Genomic DNA, 24,163 nt, shown 5'->3' with positions numbered 1-24,163 from the left:
CAACCATACCGGCAGGAGTCTTTATGGGGACGCAAGAAGCCATCAACAATATTATTCGTCTGGTCGGCGGCCAGGGGAATATTAATAAAGTCTGGCACTGTATGACGCGGCTACGGTTTGATCTCATCGACGATAATAAAGTCGACCAGACCGCGATCAAAAATCTGCCGGGGGTGCTGGGCGCGCAGCTGCAGAGCGATCAGTTTCAGGTGATCATTGGGCCGAAGGTGAACAGCTGGTACGAGCAAATGCTTAATGTGCTCGGTCAGGGAGCTGATACAGCGCCGACGGCGACAAAGGGGCGTAAAAGTCTGGTTTCCCTCTTTATGGATACCGTCTCGGGGGTGTTTGGTCCGATTGTCCCGGCCATTGCCGGTGCCGGGATGATAAAAGGCTTGCTGGCCGGGCTGATCGCGCTGAAGGTGGTGTCGGCGAAAAGCGATACCGTCATGGTTATCGACCTGATTGCCAGCGGCGTCTTCTATTTCCTGCCGTTCTTCCTCGCCGTGTCGGCGGCGAAGATCTTCAAGACCAATGAGTATCTTGCCGCGGCGGTTGCCGCCTGTCTGATGTATCCCTCCTTAATAGAAGCAGCGAAAGCGCTGGCGACGCATCAGGAAGGGGCGGTCAGCGCCCTCTGGTTAATGAATGCGATCCCGGTATCCGTCTTTAACTATGCCTCGAGCGTCATTCCGGTGATCTTCTCAGTGCTGGCATTGAGCTATATCCATCGCTGGGTAGACAGCATCATGCCGGATGTATTGAAAACCGTGTTCACGCCGACGCTTACTCTCTTTATAGGCGCTTTGGCGGCGCTGGTGGTGATCGGTCCGATTGGCATCTGGCTGGGTAAAGGACTCGCCTTCTTTATAGAAGGGCTGTTTGGCGTGTCGGCCAGCTTCGCCGGACTTATCGTCGGGGCCATCCGTCCGGTGGCGATCCTGACCGGTATGCATCACGCTATGACGCCGATTGCCCTGCAGAACTTTAGTGACCGCGGCTACGACATGCTGATGCCGATGATGTTTATGGCCAATATGGCGATTGCCGGGGCGACATTCGCTATCTGGCGTCTGAGCCGGGATCGTCAGGAGAAGACCGTTACGCTGTCGGCAGCCATCTCTGCGCTGCTGGGGATTACCGAACCGGCACTCTTTGGTGTCCTGACGCGCTACAAGAAAGCCTTTATTGCCGCCACGGTGGCCAGCTCGCTGGCATCAGCCTTTATTGCCTTCTTCGGCGTGCGTCTTTATGGCTACATTCTGTCGAGCATCTTCAGTTTGCCTGCTTATATAGGTCCGTACTTTGTCTTTGCTTTGGCAGGCGTGGCGATATCTTTGGTTCTCTCCTTTATGTTAACCACCATTCTGGTGAAGAAAGAGCAAGCCGCAGCGTGATTCAGAACCCGTTTTAGCGTATGTGTCGCAGGGAATATCAGCGCGTTTGTGGATAACTCTGTGGGCAAATGCGTATAAGGCGGGGTTTTGCTGGGGAATGCAGCAGTCAGTCATTTTTCTGTCATTTAAGGGTTGCGGCCCCGGGAGAACTCCCTATAATGCGCCTCCATCGACACGGAACAACGGCAAACAAGCCGCCGGGTCAGCAGAGAAAAGCGTGAGATTATCGCTTGACTCTGAAAGAGGAAAGCGTAATATACGCCACCTCGCAACGGTGAGCGAAAGCCGCGTTGCACTGCTCTTTAACAATTTATCAGACAATCTGTGTGGGCACTCAAAGTGACATGGATTCTTAATGTCTCCGGACAATAAATGAATACCAAAGTCTCTGAGTGAACATACGTAATTCATTACGAAGTTTAATTCACGAGCATCAAACTTAAATTGAAGAGTTTGATCATGGCTCAGATTGAACGCTGGCGGCAGGCCTAACACATGCAAGTCGAGCGGTAACACAGGGAGCTTGCTCCCGGGTGACGAGCGGCGGACGGGTGAGTAATGTCTGGGAAACTGCCTGATGGAGGGGGATAACTACTGGAAACGGTAGCTAATACCGCATAACGTCGCAAGACCAAAGAGGGGGACCTTCGGGCCTCTTGCCATCAGATGTGCCCAGATGGGATTAGCTAGTAGGTGGGGTAACGGCTCACCTAGGCGACGATCCCTAGCTGGTCTGAGAGGATGACCAGCCACACTGGAACTGAGACACGGTCCAGACTCCTACGGGAGGCAGCAGTGGGGAATATTGCACAATGGGCGCAAGCCTGATGCAGCCATGCCGCGTGTATGAAGAAGGCCTTCGGGTTGTAAAGTACTTTCAGCGAGGAGGAAGGCGGTGAGGTTAATAACCTCATCGATTGACGTTACTCGCAGAAGAAGCACCGGCTAACTCCGTGCCAGCAGCCGCGGTAATACGGAGGGTGCAAGCGTTAATCGGAATTACTGGGCGTAAAGCGCACGCAGGCGGTCTGTCAAGTCGGATGTGAAATCCCCGGGCTCAACCTGGGAACTGCATTCGAAACTGGCAGGCTAGAGTCTTGTAGAGGGGGGTAGAATTCCAGGTGTAGCGGTGAAATGCGTAGAGATCTGGAGGAATACCGGTGGCGAAGGCGGCCCCCTGGACAAAGACTGACGCTCAGGTGCGAAAGCGTGGGGAGCAAACAGGATTAGATACCCTGGTAGTCCACGCCGTAAACGATGTCGACTTGGAGGTTGTTCCCTTGAGGAGTGGCTTCCGGAGCTAACGCGTTAAGTCGACCGCCTGGGGAGTACGGCCGCAAGGTTAAAACTCAAATGAATTGACGGGGGCCCGCACAAGCGGTGGAGCATGTGGTTTAATTCGATGCAACGCGAAGAACCTTACCTACTCTTGACATCCAGAGAACTTAGCAGAGATGCTTTGGTGCCTTCGGGAACTCTGAGACAGGTGCTGCATGGCTGTCGTCAGCTCGTGTTGTGAAATGTTGGGTTAAGTCCCGCAACGAGCGCAACCCTTATCCTTTGTTGCCAGCGGTCCGGCCGGGAACTCAAAGGAGACTGCCAGTGATAAACTGGAGGAAGGTGGGGATGACGTCAAGTCATCATGGCCCTTACGAGTAGGGCTACACACGTGCTACAATGGCGCATACAAAGAGAAGCGACCTCGCGAGAGCAAGCGGACCTCATAAAGTGCGTCGTAGTCCGGATTGGAGTCTGCAACTCGACTCCATGAAGTCGGAATCGCTAGTAATCGTAGATCAGAATGCTACGGTGAATACGTTCCCGGGCCTTGTACACACCGCCCGTCACACCATGGGAGTGGGTTGCAAAAGAAGTAGGTAGCTTAACCTTCGGGAGGGCGCTTACCACTTTGTGATTCATGACTGGGGTGAAGTCGTAACAAGGTAACCGTAGGGGAACCTGCGGTTGGATCACCTCCTTACCTTAAAGAACCTGCCTTTGCAGTGCTCACACAGATTGTCTGATGAATGATGAACTTCTAAATGTACTTCCGAGTGCATTGAGAAGTTTTGCTCTTTAAAAATCTGGATCAAGCTGAAAATTGAAACGACATGCCCTGTCTGTTCTCCGTAATAAGAGCAGATAAGCGGTGTGTCAGAGTCTCTCAAATTTTCGCAAGTCGATGATGAATCGAAAGAAACATCTTCGGGTTGTGAGGTTAAGCGACCAAGCGTACACGGTGGATGCCTAGGCAGTCAGAGGCGATGAAGGACGTGCTAATCTGCGATAAGCGTCGGTAAGGTGATATGAACCGTTATAACCGACGATTTCCGAATGGGGAAACCCAGTGTGACTCGTCACACTATCGTTAAGTGAATACATAGCTTAACGAAGCGAACCAGGGGAACTGAAACATCTAAGTACCCTGAGGAAAAGAAATCAACCGAGATTCCCCCAGTAGCGGCGAGCGAACGGGGAGCAGCCCGGAGTCTGAATCAGCATGTGTGTCAGTGGAAGCGTCTGGAAAGTCGCAGGGTACAGGGTGATACTCCCGTACACGAAGATACACTTGCTGTGAACTCGAAGAGTAGGGCGGGACACGTGGTATCCTGTCTGAATATGGGGGGACCATCCTCCAAGGCTAAATACTCCTGACTGACCGATAGTGAACCAGTACCGTGAGGGAAAGGCGAAAAGAACCCCGGCGAGGGGAGTGAAAAAGAACCTGAAACCGTGTACGTACAAGCAGTGGGAGCACCCTTGTGGTGTGACTGCGTACCTTTTGTATAATGGGTCAGCGACTTATATTCTGTAGCAAGGTTAACCGTATAGGGGAGCCGAAGGGAAACCGAGTCTTAACTGGGCGTTAAGTTGCAGGGTATAGACCCGAAACCCGGTGATCTAGCCATGGGCAGGTTGAAGGTTGGGTAACACTAACTGGAGGACCGAACCGACTAATGTTGAAAAATTAGCGGATGACCTGTGGCTGGGGGTGAAAGGCCAATCAAACCGGGAGATAGCTGGTTCTCCCCGAAAGCTATTTAGGTAGCGCCTCGTGAATTCATCTCCGGGGGTAGAGCACTGTTTCGGCTAGGGGGCCATCCCGGCTTACCAACCCGATGCAAACTGCGAATACCGGAGAATGTTATCACGGGAGACACACGGCGGGTGCTAACGTCCGTCGTGAAGAGGGAAACAACCCAGACCGCCAGCTAAGGTCCCAAAGTCATGGTTAAGTGGGAAACGATGTGGGAAGGCACAGACAGCCAGGATGTTGGCTTAGAAGCAGCCATCATTTAAAGAAAGCGTAATAGCTCACTGGTCGAGTCGGCCTGCGCGGAAGATGTAACGGGGCTAAACCATGCACCGAAGCTGCGGCAGCGACGCTTATGCGTTGTTGGGTAGGGGAGCGTTCTGTAAGCCGTCGAAGGTGTGCTGTGAGGCATGCTGGAGGTATCAGAAGTGCGAATGCTGACATAAGTAACGATAAAGCGGGTGAAAAACCCGCTCGCCGGAAGACCAAGGGTTCCTGTCCAACGTTAATCGGGGCAGGGTGAGTCGACCCCTAAGGCGAGGCCGAAAGGCGTAGTCGATGGGAAACAGGTTAATATTCCTGTACTCGGTGTTACTGCGAAGGGGGGACGGAGAAGGCTATGTTGGCCGGGCGACGGTTGTCCCGGTTTAAGCATGTAGGCGGAGGTTCCAGGTAAATCCGGAGCCTTGTTAACGCTGAGGTGTGATGACGAGGCACTACGGTGCTGAAGCAACAAATGCCCTGCTTCCAGGAAAAGCCTCTAAGCATCAGGTAACATCAAATCGTACCCCAAACCGACACAGGTGGTCAGGTAGAGAATACCAAGGCGCTTGAGAGAACTCGGGTGAAGGAACTAGGCAAAATGGTGCCGTAACTTCGGGAGAAGGCACGCTGATGTGTAGGTGAAGCCCCTGCGGGTGGAGCTGAAATCAGTCGAAGATACCAGCTGGCTGCAACTGTTTATTAAAAACACAGCACTGTGCAAACACGAAAGTGGACGTATACGGTGTGACGCCTGCCCGGTGCCGGAAGGTTAATTGATGGGGTTAGCGGCAACGCGAAGCTCTTGATCGAAGCCCCGGTAAACGGCGGCCGTAACTATAACGGTCCTAAGGTAGCGAAATTCCTTGTCGGGTAAGTTCCGACCTGCACGAATGGCGTAATGATGGCCAGGCTGTCTCCACCCGAGACTCAGTGAAATTGAAATCGCTGTGAAGATGCAGTGTACCCGCGGCAAGACGGAAAGACCCCGTGAACCTTTACTATAGCTTGACACTGAACACTGGTCCTTGATGTGTAGGATAGGTGGGAGGCTTTGAAGCGTGGACGCCAGTCTGCGTGGAGCCATCCTTGAAATACCACCCTTTAATGGCTGGTGTTCTAACGTAGACCCGTTACCCGGGTTGCGGACAGTGTCTGGTGGGTAGTTTGACTGGGGCGGTCTCCTCCTAAAGAGTAACGGAGGAGCACGAAGGTTAGCTAATCCTGGTCGGACATCAGGAGGTTAGTGCAATGGCATAAGCTAGCTTGACTGCGAGAGTGACGGCTCGAGCAGGTGCGAAAGCAGGTCATAGTGATCCGGTGGTTCTGTATGGAAGGGCCATCGCTCAACGGATAAAAGGTACTCCGGGGATAACAGGCTGATACCGCCCAAGAGTTCATATCGACGGCGGTGTTTGGCACCTCGATGTCGGCTCATCACATCCTGGGGCTGAAGTAGGTCCCAAGGGTACGGCTGTTCGCCGTTTAAAGTGGTACGCGAGCTGGGTTTAGAACGTCGTGAGACAGTTCGGTCCCTATCTGCCGTGGGCGCTGGAGAATTGAGGGGGGCTGCTCCTAGTACGAGAGGACCGGAGTGGACGCATCACTGGTGTTCGGGTTGTCATGCCAATGGCACTGCCCGGTAGCTAAATGCGGAAGAGATAAGTGCTGAAAGCATCTAAGCACGAAACTTGCCCCGAGATGAGTTCTCCCTGACTCCTTGAGAGTCCTGAAGGAACGTTGAAGACGACGACGTTGATAGGTCGGGTGTGTAAGCGCAGCGATGCGTTGAGCTAACCGATACTAATGAACCGTGAGGCTTAACCTTACAACGCCGAAGCTGTTTCGGCGAAGAGACAGACACTCAACTTTCAGCTTTGATACAGATTTAACAGAATTTGCCTGGCGGCTGTAGCGCGGTGGTCCCACCTGACCCCATGCCGAACTCAGAAGTGAAACGCCGTAGCGCCGATGGTAGTGTGGGGCCTCCCCATGCGAGAGTAGGGAACTGCCAGGCATCAAATTACGCGAAAGCCCATCCTCACGGATGGGCTTTTTGCGTTGCGGCGGGAAAAACCCGCCGGGTGGCTGCGCCTTACCCGGCCTACAAGCTATTATCCTTTCTGCAGTAGAGTTACCTTCCATGTAAATGAGATTTATTATCAATAATACTTTACAGGCGAAACATAAAGATGTATTTTAAATACATGTTTAAAGCCGGAGGTACTTATGAGCCATCACAGAATTCCCAAAAACTGGACCATCAAACGTTCCACTCCCTTCTTTACTAAAGACAATGTCCCCGCAGCGCTTCTGAGCCACCACAACACTGCAGCCGGAATTTTTGGCCAGCTTTGTGTAATGGAAGGGACTGTAACCTACTACGGCTTCGCCAATGAAGAGGCGACGGAGCCAGAAGTAAAAGTCGTGATTAAAGCAGGCACCTTTGCGACCAGCCCACCGCAGTACTGGCACCGTATTGAGATGACCGATGATGCGCAGTTTAATATCAATTTCTGGGCTGAACCGGCGTTCTCAGGTGAAGAAGTTTACAGCGCGAAAAAGGCATAATCCCGATGCTCCCTTATCCTTAATAAGGGAGCCCCTTCATACGGTGTGAAAGCGTTATGATCACTTTCTTCAGACACTCTTCAACGCGGGTCGACTACGGCGAACAGGAATCCTGTGGGGAGCAACTTCTGCTGCACGTGGCTGAATACCAGGAATATCTCTCCTGTGAAGCCCCATTTTGCCCGACCATAAATCACGATCGACTGGCCGATCCTGCTTCAGCGGATCCATTTTCAGGAGGATCGCTGTGAAGATCGTTGCTATTGAGGCCAATATTGCTGCGGGGAAAAGCACCCTGCTGGTACCTCTGGCGGCGGCGTTAACAGAAAAAACAGGCGCAAACTGGAGTGTAATAAAGGAGCCCGTGGATGAAGATCCGGTATTTCTTGAGCTGCTTCAGGTGTTCGTTGAGAACCCGCACGACGCTGACGCCAGAGTGGCCTTTCAGCTCTATATCACCGCTTCCCGCCAGCGTCTGTTAAACAACATCCCGGAAGGCAACTACGTTATAGAACGTTCCCTGTTCAGCGACATCGTGTTCTGCCATGTGAATTTCCTGATGACTGAACAGCCATCGGCCCGCTATATGTCCTATTTCTACCAGATTAAGGATAACCTGCGGCGCTATCCGCATATCGATTTGGTGGTCTATATCGATCGCGACGCCACGGCCTGTTTTAACGACTGTATGGCGCGAGCACGGCCTGGGGAGGATAAATACACGCTGGACTACTTTGAGGACGTTAAAGCCTTTCACGACGCCTGTCTGCCGCAAATTACCCGTCAGTATGGCTCAACGCTGCTGACGCATCGGGTTCGGTCGGGGTTTGCATGCCCTGAAGCGCTGGCAGATGCGGTGATAGGGAAGCTGAAGAAGTTATAAGATTCTGTTTCTCCAAAAGCAAAAAACCAGCCCGTAGGCTGGTTTCTTTAAATAGTGGTGCCCGGACTCGGAATCGAACCAAGGACACGGGGATTTTCAATCCCCTGCTCTACCGACTGAGCTATCCGGGCAACGGGGCGAATTAAACCCGATCCGCCTCGTGCCGTCAATGGAATTTGTTGATTTCGCTACTGACCGCACACTCTGTCGCCAGTTTGCTGCGATCTCAGGCAAAAAACGCGGTCCACAGGGCGGAAAGCGGCATAGCGATCACCAGCGCAGGCAGCATATTGACTACCGCAAACATCTTAATTCCGCAGATCCGCAGCCCGGTTGCCAGCAGCAGCAGACCACCAACGGCGGTAAAGTCCGCCATCATTGCTGGCGTGGTCAGCGGTAAGATTAATGTGGCGCAGGTCGCGAGGGCGAGCTGGATAAGCAGCATCGGCACGCAAATCGCGGCAACCGCGATACCCAGGGTGGTCGCAAAAATGGTGGCAGTAAAGAAATCCAGGAAGGCTTTAGCGATAAGAATGCTGGGGTCGCCGGTCATCCCCTCCTGCATCGAGCCAAAAATCCCCGTGCCGCTGGCGCAAAACAGAATGATGATGGCGACATAGTTCTGAATAAACGCGTCGTGACCACCGCCTTTCTGTTTCCCACGGGAAAGCAGATTTTTCGCTTTGCTGACGGCGCCGTTAATCCCCTTCTCCAGATAGCAGAACTCTCCAATCAACGCTCCGAGCAGCGTTGCCAGCACCATCACCGGCAGGTTGGCGCACTTGATGACCAGCAGAATACCAATCCCCAGTGAGGCGAGGCCAAAGATTGAAGGCATCGAGGAGCGAATACGCTCCGGTAGTCGCTGGCTTAGCACGGCGCCAAGTACGCCGCCCAGCAGCACGGCTCCCGCATTAATGAACGGTCCAATAACCACTGTGAACTCCTGTTATTTACTCATTGATATTGCATTATTATTACTCTTTTCAGTGAGTAATCGCCAAGTTAATCCCATTTTTTGCATAATGATTCCTTCTTGCGCCCCCTGGCGAAAGGTGACATTATTGCGCGAATTTTCTCCTCTCAGATACGAGGCCGCCAATGCACAGACTCTCTCTCGCTCAAATGGCTGGCCGTATCGACACATCTTATTCTACGCTCACCATGCGGTGAGGGTAACGCAGGCTCACTGCAGGACAACAGTAAAACCAGACGCGTTCTGCTTTTACTGATGTCTGGCGGTCGGAGCTGAACTCCGGTCAGACACATTCGTTGGGCAGGGGGACTCCCTGTCCGGGGCTTTTTCACGCCTTGCACGGGTATTTGCGCTTATGAAATCAATGAAAATTGCCGTCAGCCGCGAGCTGGCGTCCGCCTTATCCACACACCGGGAAGTGGTGACGCTGGATAACACAGATTTTACGGATGTGGCGGCAGTCGTCATTACCGTCGCTGAAAGTCACAGCGGCATCCTCGCATTACTGAAACGAACCGGTTTTAACCTGCCTGTATTTATGTTCTCGCCACAGCCTGTTGAAACCCCTGCGGGTGTCGATGCTGTGATCGATGGCAAAGCGCAGGAGTGGTTAGAGCTGGAAGCCGCGGCCTGTCGCTATGAAGAGAACCTGCTGCCGCCGTTTTTCGACACTCTCAGCCAGTACGTGGCGATGGACAACAGCACCTTTGCCTGCCCGGGGCATCAGCACGGGGCATTCTTTAAGAAACACCCGGCAGGCCGCCAGTTCTTCGATTTCTTTGGTGAGAATGTCTTTCGTGCCGATATGTGCAACGCCGACGTGAAGCTGGGCGATCTGCTGATCCATGAAGGTTCTGCCAAGCATGCGCAAAAGTTCGCCGCAAAGGTGTTTAACGCCGACAAAACCTATTTCGTCCTCAACGGCACCTCGGCCGCCAATAAGGTGGTGACCAATGCGCTGCTCACCCGTGGCGATCTGGTGCTGTTTGACCGCAACAACCATAAATCCAACCACCATGGCGCGCTGATCCAGGCCGGAGCGACCCCGGTTTATCTCGAAGCGGCGCGTAACCCGTTTGGCTTTATTGGCGGCATTGATGACCGCTGCTTTGACGAGACCTATCTGCGGGAGCTGATCCGCGAAGTGGCGCCGGAAAAAGCCCGTGAAGCGCGTCCGTTCCGTCTGGCGGTGATCCAGCTCGGCACCTATGACGGCACCATCTATAACGCCCGCCAGGTGATCGACAAGATCGGCCAGCTGTGTGACTACATCCTGTTTGACTCCGCGTGGGTGGGTTACGAGCAGTTTATTCCGATGATGGCGGATAGCTCGCCGCTGTTGCTGGATCTCAATGAGAAGGATCCGGGGATTTTTGTCACCCAGTCGGTGCACAAACAGCAGGCCGGGTTCTCCCAGACCTCGCAGATCCACAAAAAGGATAACCATATCCGCGGTCAGGCGCGTTTCTGCCCGCATAAGCGCCTCAACAACGCCTTTATGCTTCACGCTTCCACCAGCCCGTTCTATCCGCTGTTTGCAGCTCTCGACGTTAACGCCAAGATCCATGAAGGGGAGAGCGGACGTCGGCTTTGGGCCGAGTGCGTTGAGCTGGGTATCGAGGCGCGCAAGGCGATTATCGCCAACTGCAAGATGATTAAGCCGTTTATCCCGCCGGTGGTGGCCGGGCGTCCGTGGCAGGATCATCCTACCCATGCGATTGCCAGCGAGCTGCGTTTCTTCAGCTTTGAGCCGGGGGCCAAATGGCACGGCTTTGAGGGCTATGCCGAGGAGCAATACTTTGTCGACCCGTGCAAGCTGCTGCTGACCACGCCGGGTATCGATGCTGAAAGCGGGGAGTATACTGACTTTGGCATCCCGGCGACCATTCTGGCGCACTACCTGCGTGAGAAAGGCATCGTTCCGGAGAAGTGCGATCTTAACTCCATTCTGTTCCTGCTCACTCCCGCGGAGAGCGCAGAGAAGATGGCGCAACTGGTGGCGATGCTGGGCCAGTTTGAACAGCACATTGAGGACGACACCCCGCTTGCGGATGTCCTGCCGACCATCTGGAAGAAATACCCGGTGCGCTATCGCGACTATACCCTGCGTCAGCTCTGCCAGGAGATGCACGATCTGTACGTCAGCTTTGACGTGAAGGATTTGCAGAAAGCGATGTTCCGTAAAGAGAGCCTGCCCACCGTGGCGATGAACCCGCAGGATGCTAACCAGGCCTTTATTCGCGGTAACGTCGAGCTGGTGCGCATCAGCGAAGCCGAAGGGCGTATCGCGGCGGAGGGGGCGCTGCCATACCCGCCGGGCGTGCTGTGCGTGGTGCCGGGCGAACTCTGGGGTGGGGCGGTGCAGCGTTACTTCCTGGCGCTGGAAGAGGGCGTCAATTTGCTGCCCGGTTTTTCACCGGAACTGCAGGGCGTTTACAGCGAGAAGGATGCGGACGGGATTAAGCGGTTGTACGGGTATGTACTGAAGTAAAAAAATTCCCCCCTCGCAGGAGGGGGGAACCTAACAGATTAATGCGCGACGGTCTGCGCACCTGTTGGAGTACGAACATGTTTGTACTTGAACAGCGCCATGAAGGCGAAGGCCAGCACCAAAGAGTAGCCTGCGAAGATCAGCCACACCGGCTGCCAGTCAGTAATACCGTTAGTGGTATACATCTCCACAACCTTACCGCTCACCACGCCGCCGAGAATACAGCCGAAGCCGTTGGTCATCATCAGGAACATGCCCTGGGCGCTGGCGCGGATTTCCGGACGAACCTCTTTCTCCACAAACACGGAGCCGGAGATATTGAAGAAGTCGAAGGCGCAGCCGTAGACAATCATCGACAGCACCAGCAGCACGGTACCGAAGGCTGACGGGTCGCCGTAGGCAAACAGACCGAAGCGCAGCATCCACGCGAAGATACTGATCATCATAACGTTCTTAATGCCGTAGCGGCTCAGGAAGAACGGGATGGTCAGGATGAACAGCGTTTCGGAGATCTGGGAAATCGACATCATCACCGACGCATGCTCTACGATAAAGCTCCCAGAGAACAGCGGGTCGTTATCGAAGCTGTGCAGGAAGGTATTGCCGAACATGTTGGTGATCTGCAGCTCCGCACCCAGCAGCATGGAGAAGATAAAGAAGATCGCCATGCGTTTGTTTTTAAACAGCGCGAAAGCATCCAGGCCGAGCATGGTGCTCCAGCTCTGGTTTTTCTGCTGGTTAGAGACCGGAATGTGCGGCAGGGTCAGGGTAAACAGCGCCAGCACCACGGAGAGTACCGCCCCGATATAGAGCTGCATGTGGCTCAGTTCGAAGCCCGCGAAGCTCACGCCCCACATCGCCATGATAAAGCCGATGGTGCCCCAGATACGGATCGGTGGGAAATCGGTGACGATATCCATACCGGCGTCTTTCAGACGGTAGTAGGAGATGGTGTTAATCAGGCCCAGCGTTGGCATATAGGCCAGCGAGTTAAGCAGGATCACCATAAACATCGCCCCTGGCGTGGTGACCTCGGCCGCCATAAACAGCGTACCCGCCCCCACCAGATGGCAAAGCGCATACACCCACTTGGCGCTTATCCATTTATCCGCCACGATCCCGAGCAGGGTCGGCATAAAGACGGCAGCGATACCCAAAGAGCTATAGACCGCGCCGATAGAGGCACCGTCGAATTTGAGCGTGACAAACATGTAGGAGCCGAGCGTGGTTAGCCAGCTCCCCCACAGACAGAACTGCAGAAACGACAAGATTTTAAGCTGCAGCTTAAGGTTCATGTTACTTTCCTCACAAGAGAGCGGGCTGTATGTTGGTGTAGAAACATTTGGGTTTTGTATTTGATGCAATTCTATCAGCGAGTGGCGTGATGTTTTGTTACCTCCCGCAAAAAAATGCAATCAACATTAATTTGCAGTTTGGATTGTGATGCAAATAACACTTTCCTATGGATGAGGCCTGCACTGCTGGAGAGGATCTTTACCCTCTCCGGGGAGGAGAGGGTAAAAGAGAGAAGGCTACTTTCTACGATAGTTCTTTTGCGCCGTATTGACCTTATAAAGATAGCGGCGTGACTCGGCGGCGGGGTGACGGGTGGTCAGGGTCTGGTAAACATCCCCTGGCGACATGCTGTTGATAATGCTCGCCGCCTTCAGTTTATCGCTGGAGAAGACCCGCAGCACGCTGCCCGCACCGCCGTTATAGGCGGTGATGACCGCATAGCGACGCGAGGTCGGGTTATCAATGCCGCTCAGGTAGACGTTGTTCAGCATCGCCAGATAGGCGGTACCGGTATCAATATTGCTGGCGGGATCAAAGAGATAACTGCGGCCTGGCATGCCAGATTTCCCCTGCGCGCGGAACACATCTTTTCCGGCGCTGTGCTGAACAACCTGCATCAGGCCCAGGGCGTCGGAGCGGCTCACCGCATACGGGTTAAACGACGATTCGGTCTGCATAATCGCCAGGATCAGCGACTCATCGACACCGTATTTACGCGATGCCTGACGGACCATCCCCACATATTTGTGCGCACGTTTATCGAGGTGGTTTGGCACCAGGTTAATGGTCACGCTGTAGATAACGCGCAGGCCGTTGCTGCGGCTTTTCAGGCGGGTTTGTAGCAGATAGTTGGCAAAGTTGTTGGCACGACCTTCCCAGCGAATGGACTGACCGGTTTGATCCACCACCTGGCCGTACAGGAACGGCTCTTTCGAGATGGTGATGTCGTCGGCGTCGGAGTAAAGGTCGATAGAGCCCGGATCGTCACCCATCAGCAGGGTTTTGACGATCGCCTCACGTAAACGTGCCGCAGGATCGGTTCCGGCGATGGTCTCGACGGTGATGGTACCCTCGTCAAAGTTGATGTGGCTTCGGGTCTGGTAAGCGTCGGTGTACTTAACGTAGTCTTTCGGTCCGGCGATCAGAACTTCGTTAAATCCCCATATGTTTTCGATGTTGTGGGCAAACTGCCCCATCAGAATGTCAAAACCGTTGGTGTCCTTCACCCAGGCTTCGTTATAGCTATCGCCTTTATTACTGGAGGAACACGAAACAAGTAACGGTGCAACAAGAGCAAGCGCTAAAAATTTTTTCATCATTCCGGGAGTGCGTGTTGTGTTGTTTTTGGGGCTGTTTTGCCGGGTGGCGCTTCGCTTACCCGGCCTGGTTATCGTGGGCCCGTGCAAGCGTAGCGCCGCCGGGCATCAGCCTGCACGATATTATTTTTCCGGTGGCGTGTAGCCTTCGATGTGGACGTCTTTGCCTTCAAACAGGAAATTCACCATCTCCTCTTCCAGCTGCTTGCGGTGTTCAACGTTCATCATGTTGAGCTTGCGCTCGTTAATCAGCATGGTTTGCTTGTGCTGCCACTGCGCCCACGCCTCTTTTGAGATCTCGTTATAGATGCGCTTACCCAGGTCGCCCGGATAGAGCTGGAAGTCCTGGCCTTCTGCGTCGCGTTGCAGGAAGGTACAAAAAATTGTTCTGGCCATACTGATTCCTCTTTGTCGCCCGGAGCTAAACCGTTGCCCCGACACGTAATTGCTGTAACAGGCGCTCTACGGGAGCTGCCAGCCCCACTGACGGCGGTTGCGCTAAGTTATACCAGAGAGCGGTGCCTTCATCCATGCACGAGGTGAATGAGGACACGGGAAGCCACATTGGAACAATATCCAGATGGAAGTGGCTAAAGGTATGGCGAAACGCGTTGAGCTGCACAAGAGTATCGGCAGGGATGCCGCGTTGCGCCAGCCAGTCGCGAAGCCCATCCTCATCTTCAAACTGCGGGAAGCAGAATAAGCCGCCCCATAAACCGCTTGGTGGACGCTGGGCGAGCCAGACCGTCTCCTCGTGCTGCATCAGCAGAAAATAGCCGGTGCGCTCGGGCAGCGTCTGCTTCGGCTTTTTACCGGGATACTGCGCCCAGCTGTGGTTGGCATAGGCCACACACAGATTATTCAGCGGGCAGAGTTCGCATTTGGGCTTCGAGCGGGTGCAGACCATCGCCCCCAGATCCATCATCGCCTGGTTAAAGCGTTCAACGCCGTGAGCGGGAGTGACCGCCTCGCTGATTTCCCACAGCCGCTTTTCCACCTCCTTCTTGCCCGGCCAGCCGCCAACGGCATAGCAGCGTGCCAGCACGCGCTTCACGTTGCCGTCGAGAATGGGGAAGTGTTTCCCCAGCGAAAGGGAGAGAACGGCTCCGGCGGTAGAGCGGCCGACGCCCGGCAGGGCAGCCACTTCATCGAAGGTTTCCGGGAATTTACCCCCGTGCAGCGACACCACCTGCTGGGCGGCTTTATGCAGATTGCGGGCGCGGGCGTAGTAGCCGAGCCCGGTCCACAAATGCAGCACCTCATCGAGCGGGGCGTTTGCCAGATCGGTCACGGTAGGAAAACGCGCCATAAAGCGCTCAAAGTAGGGGATAACGGTAGCGACCTGCGTTTGTTGCAACATCACCTCGGAGAGCCATACTTTGTAGGGTGTTTTTTCAGTTTGCCAGGGCAGGGTTTTACGCCCGTATTTGTCGTACCAGTCCAGCACCTGGGCTGAAAATTGAGAGGCTTGCATGGTCTTCGCTTCGCGATATCAGGGACGCAGATTGCAGCACAGCGGCATGCGGCTGTAAACCGGATCTTTCCCATGCTTGCATCCCATCATTAACTTTGGATAATGCCCGTTTCCCGAACATTCTCACAAGCAGACTACTCTTTTATGAAAAACGACGTCATATCACCGGAATTTGATGAAAACGGCCGCCCGCTACGCCGTATTCGCAGCTTTGTCCGCCGTCAGGGGCGCCTGACAAAGGGGCAGCAACATGCGCTGGATAACTACTGGCCGGTGATGGGCGTAGAGTTCACCGAACAGCCGCTCGACTTTGTTGAGCTGTTTGGCCGCGACGCGCCGATTACGCTGGAGATCGGTTTCGGCATGGGCGCTTCGCTGGTGACCATGGCAAAAGCGCGTCCGGAGCAGAACTTCCTCGGTATCGAGGTTCACTCACCGGGCGTGGGTGCTTGCCTGGCGACGGCCCATGAAGAGGGCGTCGAGAATCTGCGGGTGATGTGTCATGACGCGGTAGAAGTGCTGCACAAGATGATCCCTGACAATTCTCTGAACATGGTTCAGCTCTTTTTCCCTGACCCATGGCACAAAGCACGTCATAATAAACGCCGTATCGTTCAGGCACCGTTTGCCGAACTGGTCAAAAGTAAATTGAAGCTGGGTGGCGTTTTCCACATGGCCACCGACTGGGAACAGTATGCGGAGCATATGCTGGAAGTGATGTCGACGCTCGACGGGTATAAAAACCAGTCGGCGAGCAATGATTATGTGCCGCGTCCTGACTCACGTCCGGTAACGAAATTTGAACAGCGTGGCCATCGTCTTGGTCACGGCGTATGGGACTTAATGTTCGAGAGGGTGAAATAATGGCAAAGAACCGTAGCCGTCGTCTGCGTAAGAAAATGCATATCGAAGAATTCCAGGAAATTGGGTTTTCGGTTGCATGGCGTTTCCCGGAAGGCACCAGTGTAGAAAAAATTGATGAAGACGTGGATGCCTTCATCAATGAAGTTATCGAGCCGAACAAGCTGGCATTTGACGGCAGCGGCTACCTGGCGTGGGAAGGTTTGATCTGCAAACAAGAGATCGGCCAGTGCACCGAAGAGCATCAGGCTATCGTACGTAAGTGGCTGGAAGACCACAAATTCGAAGACGTGCGCATCAGCGAACTTTTCGATATTTGGTGGGACTAATAGAGCATCAGGGGCCAGCAATTGCTGGCCCGTTTTGTATGAGGGAGAATATATGATGCGCAAAACGCTGCTCGCTACGGCTTTAATGACTACGGCTCTGACCGCTCACGCAGACTATAAATGCGAAGTTACGCCGCGTGACGACGTGATCCTGAGCCCGCAAACCGTGCAGGTAAAAGGTGAGAACGGCAATCTGGTGATCACTCCGGATGGCAACGTCATGTTTAACGGCAAGCAATACACGCTGAGCGCAGCCCAACGTGAACAGGCCAAAGATTACCAGGCCGATCTGCGCAGCGCGCTGCCGTGGATCGACGAAGGCGCTCTGACCCGTGTGGAAAAAGGCCGTGTCGCGCTGGATAAGATCATTGCTAAAGAGGTAGGAGAGAGCAGCAATATGCGCTCGCGCCTGACCAAACTGGACGCGCAGTTAAAAGAGCAGATGAACCGGATTATTGAACATCGTACCGATGGCCTGACGTTCCACTATCAGGCGATCGATCAGGTACGTGCCGACGGCCAGCAGCTGGTAAATCAGGCGATGGGCGGCATTCTGCAGGACAGTATCAACGAGATGGGCGCTAAAGCAGTGCTGAAAGGCGGCGGCAACCCGCTGCAGGGCGTGCTGGGTAGTCTGGGCGGGCTGCAAACTTCCATTCAGAACGAGTGGAAGAACCAGGAAGCGGATTTCAAGGAATTTGGCAAAGACGTGTGTAAACGCGTGGTATCGCTGGAAGAGAGCCGCAAGGGGCTGGTCAGCGGCCTGAAATAAGCCACATTATCCAGCAAAGGGGATCTCCCTTTGCTGGTCTGAACTACATCAATCCCAACAGTTGCGGGATACACAACGAAATTGCCGGGACATAGGCGATAAGCATTAGCGCTATCAACAGGGCCGCGTAGAACGGCAACAACGGTTTGATCAGCTGTTGTATATTTACCCCTGAAATTGAACAGCCGACAAACAGCGCACTTCCCACAGGCGGTGTCAGCAGGCCAATACAGAGATTGGCCACCATCATGATGCCAAAATGCACCGGATCCATCCCCAAATCCTGGGCTATAGGCAAGAAGATGGGCGTGAAGATCAGGACCGCAGGGGTCATGTCCATAAAGATCCCCACAATCAGCAGCACGATGTTTATCAACAGCAGAATAATCAGCGGATTATCAGAAATGCCCATAAGGGTATCGCTGATTAAGTAAGGGATATCCGCGTTGGTCATTGCCCATGACATGCCCACGGAAAAGCCGATCAGCAGCAGGACTATGGATGTCATCACCACCGACTCCAGAATAAGCCTGGCTAAATCTCGCCATTTCACTTCACGATAAATCAGCACCGACAGGATGAAGGTGTAGATCACGGCAATGGCTGAGGCTTCGGTAGCCGTAAAGATGCCGCCAAGAATACCCCCCATAACGATGATCACCAGCAGCAGGCTCGGCAGAGCATCGAGCATCGAGCAACGCTTTTAGCGCCTGTGCGCAGGTGGGACGCTCAGCCAGTGGCCAGCCGCGGCGCTTAGCAATGACCGCGCAAACGAGCATAATCGCCAGCCCCATCAGGATCCCCGGCAGGTAGCCCGCCATAAATAAAGAGGCTATCGAGACGCCGCCTGCGGTGAGGGAGAAAACAATCAGCACATTGGAAGGCGGAATGAGCAGGCCGGTGATACAGGATGAGACGTTTACCGCGGTGGTGAAGGCGGGATCGTAACCCTGCTTTGTCTGGATGGGATGAAGCGTACCGCCAACGGCCGCGGCCGCCGCAACCGCAGAACCTGAGATAGAGCCAAACATCATATTCGCCAGCACGTTCACATGGCCGAGCGAGCCGGGCACCCGACCCACCATCACCTGCGCCAGCCTGATCAGCCGTATGGCGATCCCGCCGCTGTTCATCAGCGTGCCCGCAAAAATAAAAAAGGGGATCGCCAGCAGCGAGAAATTATCTAAACCGTTCGCCAGGCGCTGGGAAACCGTAATGACGGCGATCTCCCATGGAAACATCAGCAGCATGGAGGCCACGGTGGCGATACCGATTGAAAAAGAGATCGGTATCCCGATGAAAACCAGCACAAAAAAGCTGCCAAAAAGCATCAGCGCTACTGCGTTTTCCATTATATCGTCCCCGGAGATGTACTCTTAAAATGTAGAAAGCTCTGACACACGAAGTTCAGGGCATAAAACATCATGACCAGGCCGCTAAGCGGCAGTATGAGATACACGTAACCCATCGGGATCTGCATCGCTGCGGAGACCTGTGCCGTCTCAAAGGTTTTACTTATCAGCCTGATGCCTCCCGTCACGATGACCAGGCCGGCAAAAACAAAAATCATCACATTCACAAACAGGTTCAACAGGGCCTGCTTAGGACGGCTGAGTGATAACGCGAGAAGATCGATTGAGAGGTGTCGCTGAGCGCCAACGGTATAGGCCGCGCCGAGCAACCCAACCCATATCATTAAAAACCGTGCCAGCTCATCGGTGAGTGTGCTGGGCTGGTTAAGGACGTAGCGGCTGATTACCTGCCACACGACACAGACGACCAGTGCAACCATTACTATCACGCAAAAAGCAGCAATGACGCGGTCTACCGCAGCCTTAAGGCGGTTTAATATCATGGCGAATATCCCGTTAAAACAGGGTCTGAACAGACCCTGTGAAAAATTACTGCTTCGCAGCGTTTTCAAACTTCGCCAGCAGGGCGGCTTGTTTGGGATCTTTTTTGAAATCATCGAACAGCGGCTGAACTGCGGCGCGGAAAGGGGCTTTATCCACTTTAACGATTTCACCACCCATCGCTTTTGCCTGATCGCGGGTATCAGCATCAATCTGCTCCCACAGTTTTTGCTGATAGGTCTGAGAGTTAAGGGCGGCTGTCGCCAGAATGTGTTGTTGTTCAGCTGTCAGGGCATTCCAGGTTTTGGTGGCGATAACCAGAAAGTCCGGGATAGCTGCATGTTCATCCTCAGAGAACACCTTAGCGATTTCAATATGGCGCGTTTGTACCCATGACGGAACGTTATTTTCCGCCCCATCAACCACACCCTGCTGCATGGCGGTATAGACTTCGCCGAAGGAGACCGGGGTTGGCGAGCCGCCCATTAGCTCCACCATTTTGATCGTGGTTGGGCTTGGCTGAACACGAATTTTGAGCCCCTTCAGATCCGCCGGTTTAGTAATGGGTTTTTTAGCATAGAAACTTCGGGTACCCGCGACATAAGCGGATAAAGCAAAGAAGCCTCTCTCTTTAGTGGATTCCATAATATATTTGCCGATCTCGCCAAATACAACGGAATTAAAATGCTGCTGATCGTTAAATAAGAAAGGTAAATTATAAATAGCATAAATATTGTCAAAGGATTCCAAATCACTGGCCGATCCTTTGGTCATATCCAGCGCGCCATTTTGTAGGAGCTCCATTGTTTCACGGGCATTCCCCATTTGACTGCTGGGATATATCCGCACGGTCATTTTGCCGCCGGATAACTGGTGTACATCTTTCGCCAGGGCTTCGAATGCGCGATGGACGACGTGGCTGCGTTCAAGGTTATGTGCGAGTTTAAGGGTCACTCTCTCTGCTGCGCTGGCAGGAAAAGTGAATAAGGTCATCAGAAAGGCCCATAACACTAAAAATAGATGCGTTCTTTTTTCCATTATTAAGCTCCATGCTAAAAGATGTCAGAATGAATTCCGTTACGCGATGCTCTTATTTGTATGACAGATTTACAAAGTTGTCGTACATCTGCCGCAATCATAATCACAATTTTCAGCTGGGGAGTGCTTTATTATTAAAATGTGCGCTGGATTGGAGAAATAAAACGAGAGAGATTAATGGTTTTAGTAATAATATCCGGCAGGCGCCCGGTTATGATTAAAATATCGTGCAGGATAGTCGGTTTTACCGATATATATGGATAATGCGCCCGAAGGCGCATCGAAAATTACTCGGCGAGGAACAGCTCCAGCAGGGAATTGAGAAACAATTTACCCTGCTGAGTGATCTGCCAGTCGTGTTCGCACTCGGTCAGATAACCTTTGGCGATGGCTTCATCCAGCTGAGGACGAATCACCGTTTCAGGTAACCCGGTATACAACGCAAACTCCGCGCGCGGCGCGGCTTCCAGCAGACGGAAGCGGTTCATAAAGAACTCAAACGGCTTATCTTCGGCCTCGACGTCATGGCTGCGCTCCAGATAGCGCCCTTCCATATAGCCACGCGGATGGCGCGTTTTGGCGGTTCGCAGAATACGCCCGTCCGGGAAGGTTACTTTGCCGTGGGCACCGCAGCCAATCCCCAGGTAGTCGCCAAAACGCCAGTAGTTCAGGTTGTGCTGACACTGGTAGCCCGGCTTTGCGTAGGCCGAGGTTTCGTACTGCTGATACCCGGCGGCAGTCAAAAGCCTATGGCCCTGCTCGAAAATATCCCACAGCGCGTCATCATCAGGCAGCACCGGCGGGCGCGAACCAAACAGCGTGTTCGGCTCAATGGTCAGCTGATACCAGGAGAGATGCGGCGGGTTCAGTTCGATGGCCTGGCGTAGATCGTCCAGCGCTTCTTCCAGGGACTGATCCGGCAGGCCGTGCATCAGGTCGAGGTTAAAGCTGCGCAGGCCCAGCCCGGTCGCCAGATGTGCAGCGCGCTTTGCCTCACCCGGGCCATGAATACGCCCCAGACGCTTTAACTTCGGCTCGCTGAAGCTCTGTACGCCAATGGAGATCCGATTTACACCGGCACGCTGATACTCGACAAAACGATCGGCCTCTACCGTACCCGGATTGGCCTCCATGGTAATTTCTGCATCCGCTGCCAGATTGAGGCGCGCACGCACGCCATCCAGCAGCGTCTGCATCGCCGGGCCTGAGAGCAGGCTCGGCGTACCGCCACCAATGAAGATAGTCTTAACTTCACGTCCCTGCGCGTAAGCTACGTCGGCGTCCAGATCGGCAAGCAGATGCTGAACGTAATCGTCATGAGGCACTTCGCCTTTCAGCGCATGCGAATTGAAATCGCAGTACGGGCATTTCTGCACGCACCACGGGATGTGAATATAAAGACTCAGAGGTGGCAAATTAGCCATTACGTAACGCTTCCAGTAACAGTTTCAGTGCGCGCCCACGATGGGAAATCGCGCTTTTTTCGTCGCGGGTCAGTTCCGCAGCGGTTTTGCCCTCGGTCGGGACAAAGAAAATAGGGTCGTAGCCAAAACCGCCGTTGCCTGCCGCCTCGCGGGCGATGACACCCGGCCAGCTGCCGTGGCAGACAATCGGGGTAGGATCCTCGGCATGACGCATATAGACCAGCACGCAGTGGAACTGCGCCTGGCGCTGCTCATCCGGTACATCCTTGAGCGCGTCCAGCAGCTTTTCGAGGTTCTGCCGATCGCTGGCATCGACGCCGGAATAGCGGGCGGAGTAGATCCCTGGCGCACCGCCAAGCACGTCCACCGCCAGACCGGAGTCATCGGCAATGGCCGGCAGACCGGTCACCTGCGCCGCATGGCGCGCCTTCAGAATGGCATTTTCGATAAAGGTCAGGCCGGTCTCTTCGGCCGAGTCCACGCCCAGCTCGGTCTGCGCGACCACATCCAGACCGAAATCATTTAACAGCGAGGCCAGCTCGCGCACCTTACCGGCATTACCGGTAGCGAGAACAACTTTTTGCATGTGTTAATCCTGTTGTATCAGAGCCGCGACTTCCGTCGGGATTTGTTGCGGATTAAGAATTTTGACCTGCTTGTGGCGGCCCAGTTCCCCCTTCTCGATCAGCACCTGGCTTTTCGCGACGCGAAACTGTTTTGCCAGATACTTCACCAGATGGGCATTGGCCTGGCCATCCACAGGAGGGGCGGTGATGGCGACTTTTACTTCGTCGCCATGCAGCCCGATGATAGTGTCGCGGCTGGCTTTCGGCTGAATATACAGCCGTAAAACCAGCCCGTCGGCGCAGGTGCTGACAGCACTCATAACGCCATCCACAGCCCCGGCAGCAGGATGTTGCCCGTGGACTGCAGCAGTTCAGCGATACCCATGTTGATCACGTACAGCAGCAGCACGAGGATCATCGGGGAGAAGTCGATCCCGCCCATGGCAGGCAGCAGGTTACGGATCGGGCGCAGCAGCGGCTCGGTAAGCTGAATAAGGGAATATTCTACCGGGCTACGACCACGGCTGACCCAGCTCATGATCGCCATCACCATTAGCACCCAGAACACCAGCAGGCCGATCGTTTTTAGCAGGATCAACACCGCCGCGATCCAGATGATCGGCTGGAAGGTGATGACCATAAACAGCACGATCGCTTTTACCACGCACAAAATCAGCGCCACCAGCAGAGAGGCGCTGTCAATCGGGCCCATCGGCGGGATCACCCGGCGCAGCGGCCCGATAATCGGCTGGGTCACTTTGACGACAAACTGTGAGAAGGGGTTGTAAAAATCACAACGGGCCCACTGCATCCAGACGCGCAACAAAAGCACCATCGTATACAGTTCAATGACGGTTGAGAGCAGGAAGGTCAACGTCTTCATGGCGTTCCTCAGGTTTCCTTATTATTGGGTGTAATCGCGCGCACCGAAAATTGCTGTGCCGATGCGCACCATGGTGCTGCCAGCCGCAATCGCGGCAGCCATATCGTCCGTCATGCCCAGTGAAAGCGTGTCGACCGTTGGGAAGCGTGTTTTAAGCGCCTCAAATGCTACAGCCATTTGCCGGGCGACGGCAAACTGCCTGTCGTAATCTGACTCCGGGGCCGGGATCGCCATTAACCCGCGAAGCCTGAGGCCAGGCAGTACCGCCACCTGATCCGCCAGTTGTTCCAGTTCCTCCAGAGCAATACCTGACTTGCTGTTTTCATCGCTAATGTTGATTTGAATCAGCACGTTAAGCGGTGGCATCTCTGCCGGGCGCTGCTCGCTCAGACGGCTGGCGATACGCAGACGATCCACCGTATGACACCAGTCAAAATGCTCCGCCACCAGCCTGCTTTTGTTCGACTGTAATGGCCCGATAAAGTGCCACTGCAGATCCGCGGTGCCTTTTTCCCGGAAATGGCGGATTTTTTCCACCCCTTCCTGCACGTAGTTTTCACCGAACATGCGCTGGCCTGCATCGATCGCTTCTGCGATGGCGCTCGCAGGCTTGGTTTTACTGACTGCAAGCAACGTAACTTCTTCTGAACTACGGCCGCAAACTGTTGCCGCGGCTGAGATTTTGTCCCTGACCTGTGCCAGGTTATGCGCAATGTCGTTCATTTTCCGAGGATCATT

General features: G+C 54.1%; 19 protein-coding genes, 1 tRNA gene, 3 rRNA genes and 1 pseudogene. 10 read left to right on the top strand and 14 right to left on the bottom strand.

The features are described 5' to 3' along the window. Positions 1–23: 23 nt before the first annotated feature. From ACP4QI_RS18610 to ACP4QI_RS18585, 6 genes are all read left to right on the top strand, one after another. On the top strand, positions 24–1,397 hold the full coding sequence (locus ACP4QI_RS18610; protein ID WP_156264612.1) for a PTS transporter subunit EIIC: 1,374 nt from the start codon (positions 24–26) through the stop codon (positions 1,395–1,397). A 441-nt stretch (positions 1,398–1,838) separates the two neighbouring features. Beyond that, a 16S ribosomal RNA gene (locus ACP4QI_RS18605) occupies positions 1,839–3,378 on the top strand. Between the two features lie 235 nt (positions 3,379–3,613). Continuing rightward, positions 3,614–6,520: ribosomal RNA gene (locus ACP4QI_RS18600) — 23S ribosomal RNA — on the top strand. 73 nt (positions 6,521–6,593) lie between these two features. Next, positions 6,594–6,709, top strand: a 5S ribosomal RNA gene (gene rrf / locus ACP4QI_RS18595). The 16S, 23S and 5S rRNA genes sit together here, the layout of an rRNA operon. 212 nt (positions 6,710–6,921) lie before the next feature. Continuing rightward, complete coding sequence (locus ACP4QI_RS18590) at positions 6,922–7,263, top strand: DUF1971 domain-containing protein (protein WP_426495725.1); 342 nt, start codon at positions 6,922–6,924, stop codon at positions 7,261–7,263. A 247-nt stretch (positions 7,264–7,510) separates the two neighbouring features. Beyond that, entirely contained in the window at positions 7,511–8,146 is a 636-nt protein-coding gene (locus ACP4QI_RS18585; RefSeq protein WP_426495724.1) for a deoxynucleoside kinase, read from the top strand. Positions 8,147–8,201: 55 nt separating this feature from the next. Here the strand turns inward: ACP4QI_RS18585 and ACP4QI_RS18580 are convergent. Together ACP4QI_RS18580 and ACP4QI_RS18575 are read right to left on the bottom strand one after the other, a co-directional pair. Next, positions 8,202–8,277, bottom strand: a tRNA-Phe gene (locus tag ACP4QI_RS18580). A gap of 95 nt (positions 8,278–8,372) precedes the next feature. Further along, the gene (locus tag ACP4QI_RS18575; RefSeq protein WP_142487062.1) at positions 8,373–9,083 is read right to left on the bottom strand and encodes a DUF554 domain-containing protein; all 711 of its coding nucleotides are present in this window, start codon (positions 9,081–9,083) and stop codon (positions 8,373–8,375) included. 394 nt (positions 9,084–9,477) lie between these two features. Here ACP4QI_RS18575 and ACP4QI_RS18570 point away from each other — a divergent pair, with 394 nt between their 5' ends. Then, positions 9,478–11,613, top strand: coding sequence for an ornithine decarboxylase (locus ACP4QI_RS18570; protein WP_426495723.1), 2,136 nt, complete (start codon positions 9,478–9,480; stop codon positions 11,611–11,613). Between the two features lie 38 nt (positions 11,614–11,651). On the opposite strand, the gene ACP4QI_RS18565 is transcribed toward ACP4QI_RS18570, so the two are convergent. From ACP4QI_RS18565 to mutY, 4 genes are all read right to left on the bottom strand, one after another. Continuing rightward, positions 11,652–12,908, bottom strand: coding sequence for a nucleoside permease (locus ACP4QI_RS18565; RefSeq protein ID WP_142487060.1), 1,257 nt, complete (start codon positions 12,906–12,908; stop codon positions 11,652–11,654). Positions 12,909–13,145: 237 nt separating this feature from the next. Beyond that, entirely contained in the window at positions 13,146–14,225 is a 1,080-nt protein-coding gene (gene mltC, locus ACP4QI_RS18560) for a membrane-bound lytic murein transglycosylase MltC (protein WP_142487059.1), read from the bottom strand. Between the two features lie 123 nt (positions 14,226–14,348). Next, positions 14,349–14,621: an oxidative damage protection protein gene (locus ACP4QI_RS18555; protein WP_142487058.1), complete on the bottom strand. Its 273-nt coding sequence runs from the start codon at positions 14,619–14,621 to the stop codon at positions 14,349–14,351. Positions 14,622–14,646: 25 nt separating this feature from the next. Continuing rightward, positions 14,647–15,699, bottom strand: a complete 1,053-nt coding sequence (gene mutY / locus ACP4QI_RS18550; protein WP_285128520.1) for an A/G-specific adenine glycosylase — start codon at positions 15,697–15,699, stop codon at positions 14,647–14,649. 144 nt (positions 15,700–15,843) lie between these two features. Here mutY and trmB point away from each other — a divergent pair, with 144 nt between their 5' ends. Genes trmB through ACP4QI_RS18535 form a run of 3 tightly spaced genes read left to right on the top strand, consistent with a single transcriptional unit; the run spans position 15,844 to position 17,661 of the window. Beyond that, the gene (gene trmB / locus ACP4QI_RS18545; protein WP_142487056.1) at positions 15,844–16,563 is read left to right on the top strand and encodes a tRNA (guanosine(46)-N7)-methyltransferase TrmB; all 720 of its coding nucleotides are present in this window, start codon (positions 15,844–15,846) and stop codon (positions 16,561–16,563) included. Further along, complete coding sequence (locus ACP4QI_RS18540) at positions 16,563–16,889, top strand: YggL family protein (RefSeq protein ID WP_142487055.1); 327 nt, start codon at positions 16,563–16,565, stop codon at positions 16,887–16,889. The genes trmB and ACP4QI_RS18540 overlap by 1 nt, the downstream gene beginning before the upstream one ends. Before the next feature lie 52 nt (positions 16,890–16,941). Beyond that, positions 16,942–17,661 carry a YggN family protein gene (locus ACP4QI_RS18535; protein ID WP_142487054.1) on the top strand — a complete coding sequence of 240 codons (720 nt, stop codon included), beginning with the start codon at positions 16,942–16,944 and terminating at the stop codon, positions 17,659–17,661. Positions 17,662–17,704: 43 nt separating this feature from the next. Here ACP4QI_RS18535 and ACP4QI_RS18530 read toward each other — a convergent pair. The 8 genes and pseudogenes from ACP4QI_RS18530 to ACP4QI_RS18495 all read right to left on the bottom strand — a co-directional run bounded on the left by ACP4QI_RS18530 (position 17,705) and on the right by ACP4QI_RS18495 (position 24,148). Beyond that, positions 17,705–19,013 (bottom strand): annotated as a pseudogene (locus ACP4QI_RS18530) (TRAP transporter large permease). Beyond that, complete coding sequence (locus ACP4QI_RS18525) at positions 19,013–19,516, bottom strand: TRAP transporter small permease (RefSeq protein WP_426495722.1); 504 nt, start codon at positions 19,514–19,516, stop codon at positions 19,013–19,015. The pseudogene ACP4QI_RS18530 and the gene ACP4QI_RS18525 overlap by 1 nt, the downstream one beginning before the upstream one ends. Positions 19,517–19,562: 46 nt before the next feature. Then, on the bottom strand, positions 19,563–20,507 hold the full coding sequence (locus ACP4QI_RS18520; RefSeq protein WP_426495730.1) for a TRAP transporter substrate-binding protein: 945 nt from the start codon (positions 20,505–20,507) through the stop codon (positions 19,563–19,565). Between the two features lie 332 nt (positions 20,508–20,839). Further along, positions 20,840–21,976 carry a radical SAM family heme chaperone HemW gene (gene hemW / locus ACP4QI_RS18515; RefSeq protein ID WP_142487050.1) on the bottom strand — a complete coding sequence of 379 codons (1,137 nt, stop codon included), beginning with the start codon at positions 21,974–21,976 and terminating at the stop codon, positions 20,840–20,842. Beyond that, entirely contained in the window at positions 21,969–22,562 is a 594-nt protein-coding gene (locus tag ACP4QI_RS18510) for an XTP/dITP diphosphatase (protein ID WP_426495721.1), read from the bottom strand. The genes hemW and ACP4QI_RS18510 overlap by 8 nt, the downstream gene beginning before the upstream one ends. A 3-nt stretch (positions 22,563–22,565) precedes the next feature. After that, positions 22,566–22,862, bottom strand: coding sequence for a DUF167 family protein YggU (yggU, locus tag ACP4QI_RS18505; RefSeq protein ID WP_103822821.1), 297 nt, complete (start codon positions 22,860–22,862; stop codon positions 22,566–22,568). Next, positions 22,859–23,425 carry a YggT family protein gene (locus tag ACP4QI_RS18500; RefSeq protein ID WP_142487048.1) on the bottom strand — a complete coding sequence of 189 codons (567 nt, stop codon included), beginning with the start codon at positions 23,423–23,425 and terminating at the stop codon, positions 22,859–22,861. Before ACP4QI_RS18500 ends, yggU begins: the two co-directional genes overlap by 4 nt. A 21-nt stretch (positions 23,426–23,446) precedes the next feature. After that, positions 23,447–24,148: a YggS family pyridoxal phosphate-dependent enzyme gene (locus ACP4QI_RS18495; protein WP_426495720.1), complete on the bottom strand. Its 702-nt coding sequence runs from the start codon at positions 24,146–24,148 to the stop codon at positions 23,447–23,449. Between the last annotated feature and the right edge of the window lie 15 nt (positions 24,149–24,163).

Origin of the sequence: Leclercia sp. TB492 (assembly GCF_049974505.2) — a bacterium.
In the GTDB taxonomy this organism is placed as follows: Bacteria; Pseudomonadota; Gammaproteobacteria; order Enterobacterales; family Enterobacteriaceae; genus Enterobacter; species Enterobacter adecarboxylatus_C.
The sequence above is the reverse complement of the archived record's forward strand: the minus strand, read 5'-3'. Positions and strand labels throughout refer to the sequence as shown.

Excerpts from the sequence above, each read along its gene's own strand:
- ACP4QI_RS18610 (WP_156264612.1), top strand. The coding sequence starts at position 24 with ATGGGGACGCAAGAAGCCATCAACAATATTATTCGTCTGGTCGGCGGC.
- ACP4QI_RS18590 (WP_426495725.1), top strand. The coding sequence starts at position 6,922 with ATGAGCCATCACAGAATTCCCAAAAACTGGACCATCAAACGTTCCACT.
- ACP4QI_RS18570 (WP_426495723.1), top strand. The coding sequence starts at position 9,478 with ATGAAATCAATGAAAATTGCCGTCAGCCGCGAGCTGGCGTCCGCCTTA.
- ACP4QI_RS18565 (WP_142487060.1), bottom strand. The coding sequence starts at position 12,908 with ATGAACCTTAAGCTGCAGCTTAAAATCTTGTCGTTTCTGCAGTTCTGT.
- mltC (WP_142487059.1), bottom strand. The coding sequence starts at position 14,225 with ATGAAAAAATTTTTAGCGCTTGCTCTTGTTGCACCGTTACTTGTTTCG.
- ACP4QI_RS18555 (WP_142487058.1), bottom strand. The coding sequence starts at position 14,621 with ATGGCCAGAACAATTTTTTGTACCTTCCTGCAACGCGACGCAGAAGGC.
- mutY (WP_285128520.1), bottom strand. The coding sequence starts at position 15,699 with ATGCAAGCCTCTCAATTTTCAGCCCAGGTGCTGGACTGGTACGACAAA.
- trmB (WP_142487056.1), top strand. The coding sequence starts at position 15,844 with ATGAAAAACGACGTCATATCACCGGAATTTGATGAAAACGGCCGCCCG.
- ACP4QI_RS18540 (WP_142487055.1), top strand. The coding sequence starts at position 16,563 with ATGGCAAAGAACCGTAGCCGTCGTCTGCGTAAGAAAATGCATATCGAA.
- ACP4QI_RS18535 (WP_142487054.1), top strand. The coding sequence starts at position 16,942 with ATGATGCGCAAAACGCTGCTCGCTACGGCTTTAATGACTACGGCTCTG.
- ACP4QI_RS18525 (WP_426495722.1), bottom strand. The coding sequence starts at position 19,516 with ATGATATTAAACCGCCTTAAGGCTGCGGTAGACCGCGTCATTGCTGCT.
- ACP4QI_RS18520 (WP_426495730.1), bottom strand. The coding sequence starts at position 20,507 with ATGACCTTATTCACTTTTCCTGCCAGCGCAGCAGAGAGAGTGACCCTT.
- hemW (WP_142487050.1), bottom strand. The coding sequence starts at position 21,976 with ATGGCTAATTTGCCACCTCTGAGTCTTTATATTCACATCCCGTGGTGC.
- ACP4QI_RS18510 (WP_426495721.1), bottom strand. The coding sequence starts at position 22,562 with ATGCAAAAAGTTGTTCTCGCTACCGGTAATGCCGGTAAGGTGCGCGAG.
- yggU (WP_103822821.1), bottom strand. The coding sequence starts at position 22,862 with ATGAGTGCTGTCAGCACCTGCGCCGACGGGCTGGTTTTACGGCTGTAT.
- ACP4QI_RS18500 (WP_142487048.1), bottom strand. The coding sequence starts at position 23,425 with ATGAAGACGTTGACCTTCCTGCTCTCAACCGTCATTGAACTGTATACG.
- ACP4QI_RS18495 (WP_426495720.1), bottom strand. The coding sequence starts at position 24,148 with ATGAACGACATTGCGCATAACCTGGCACAGGTCAGGGACAAAATCTCA.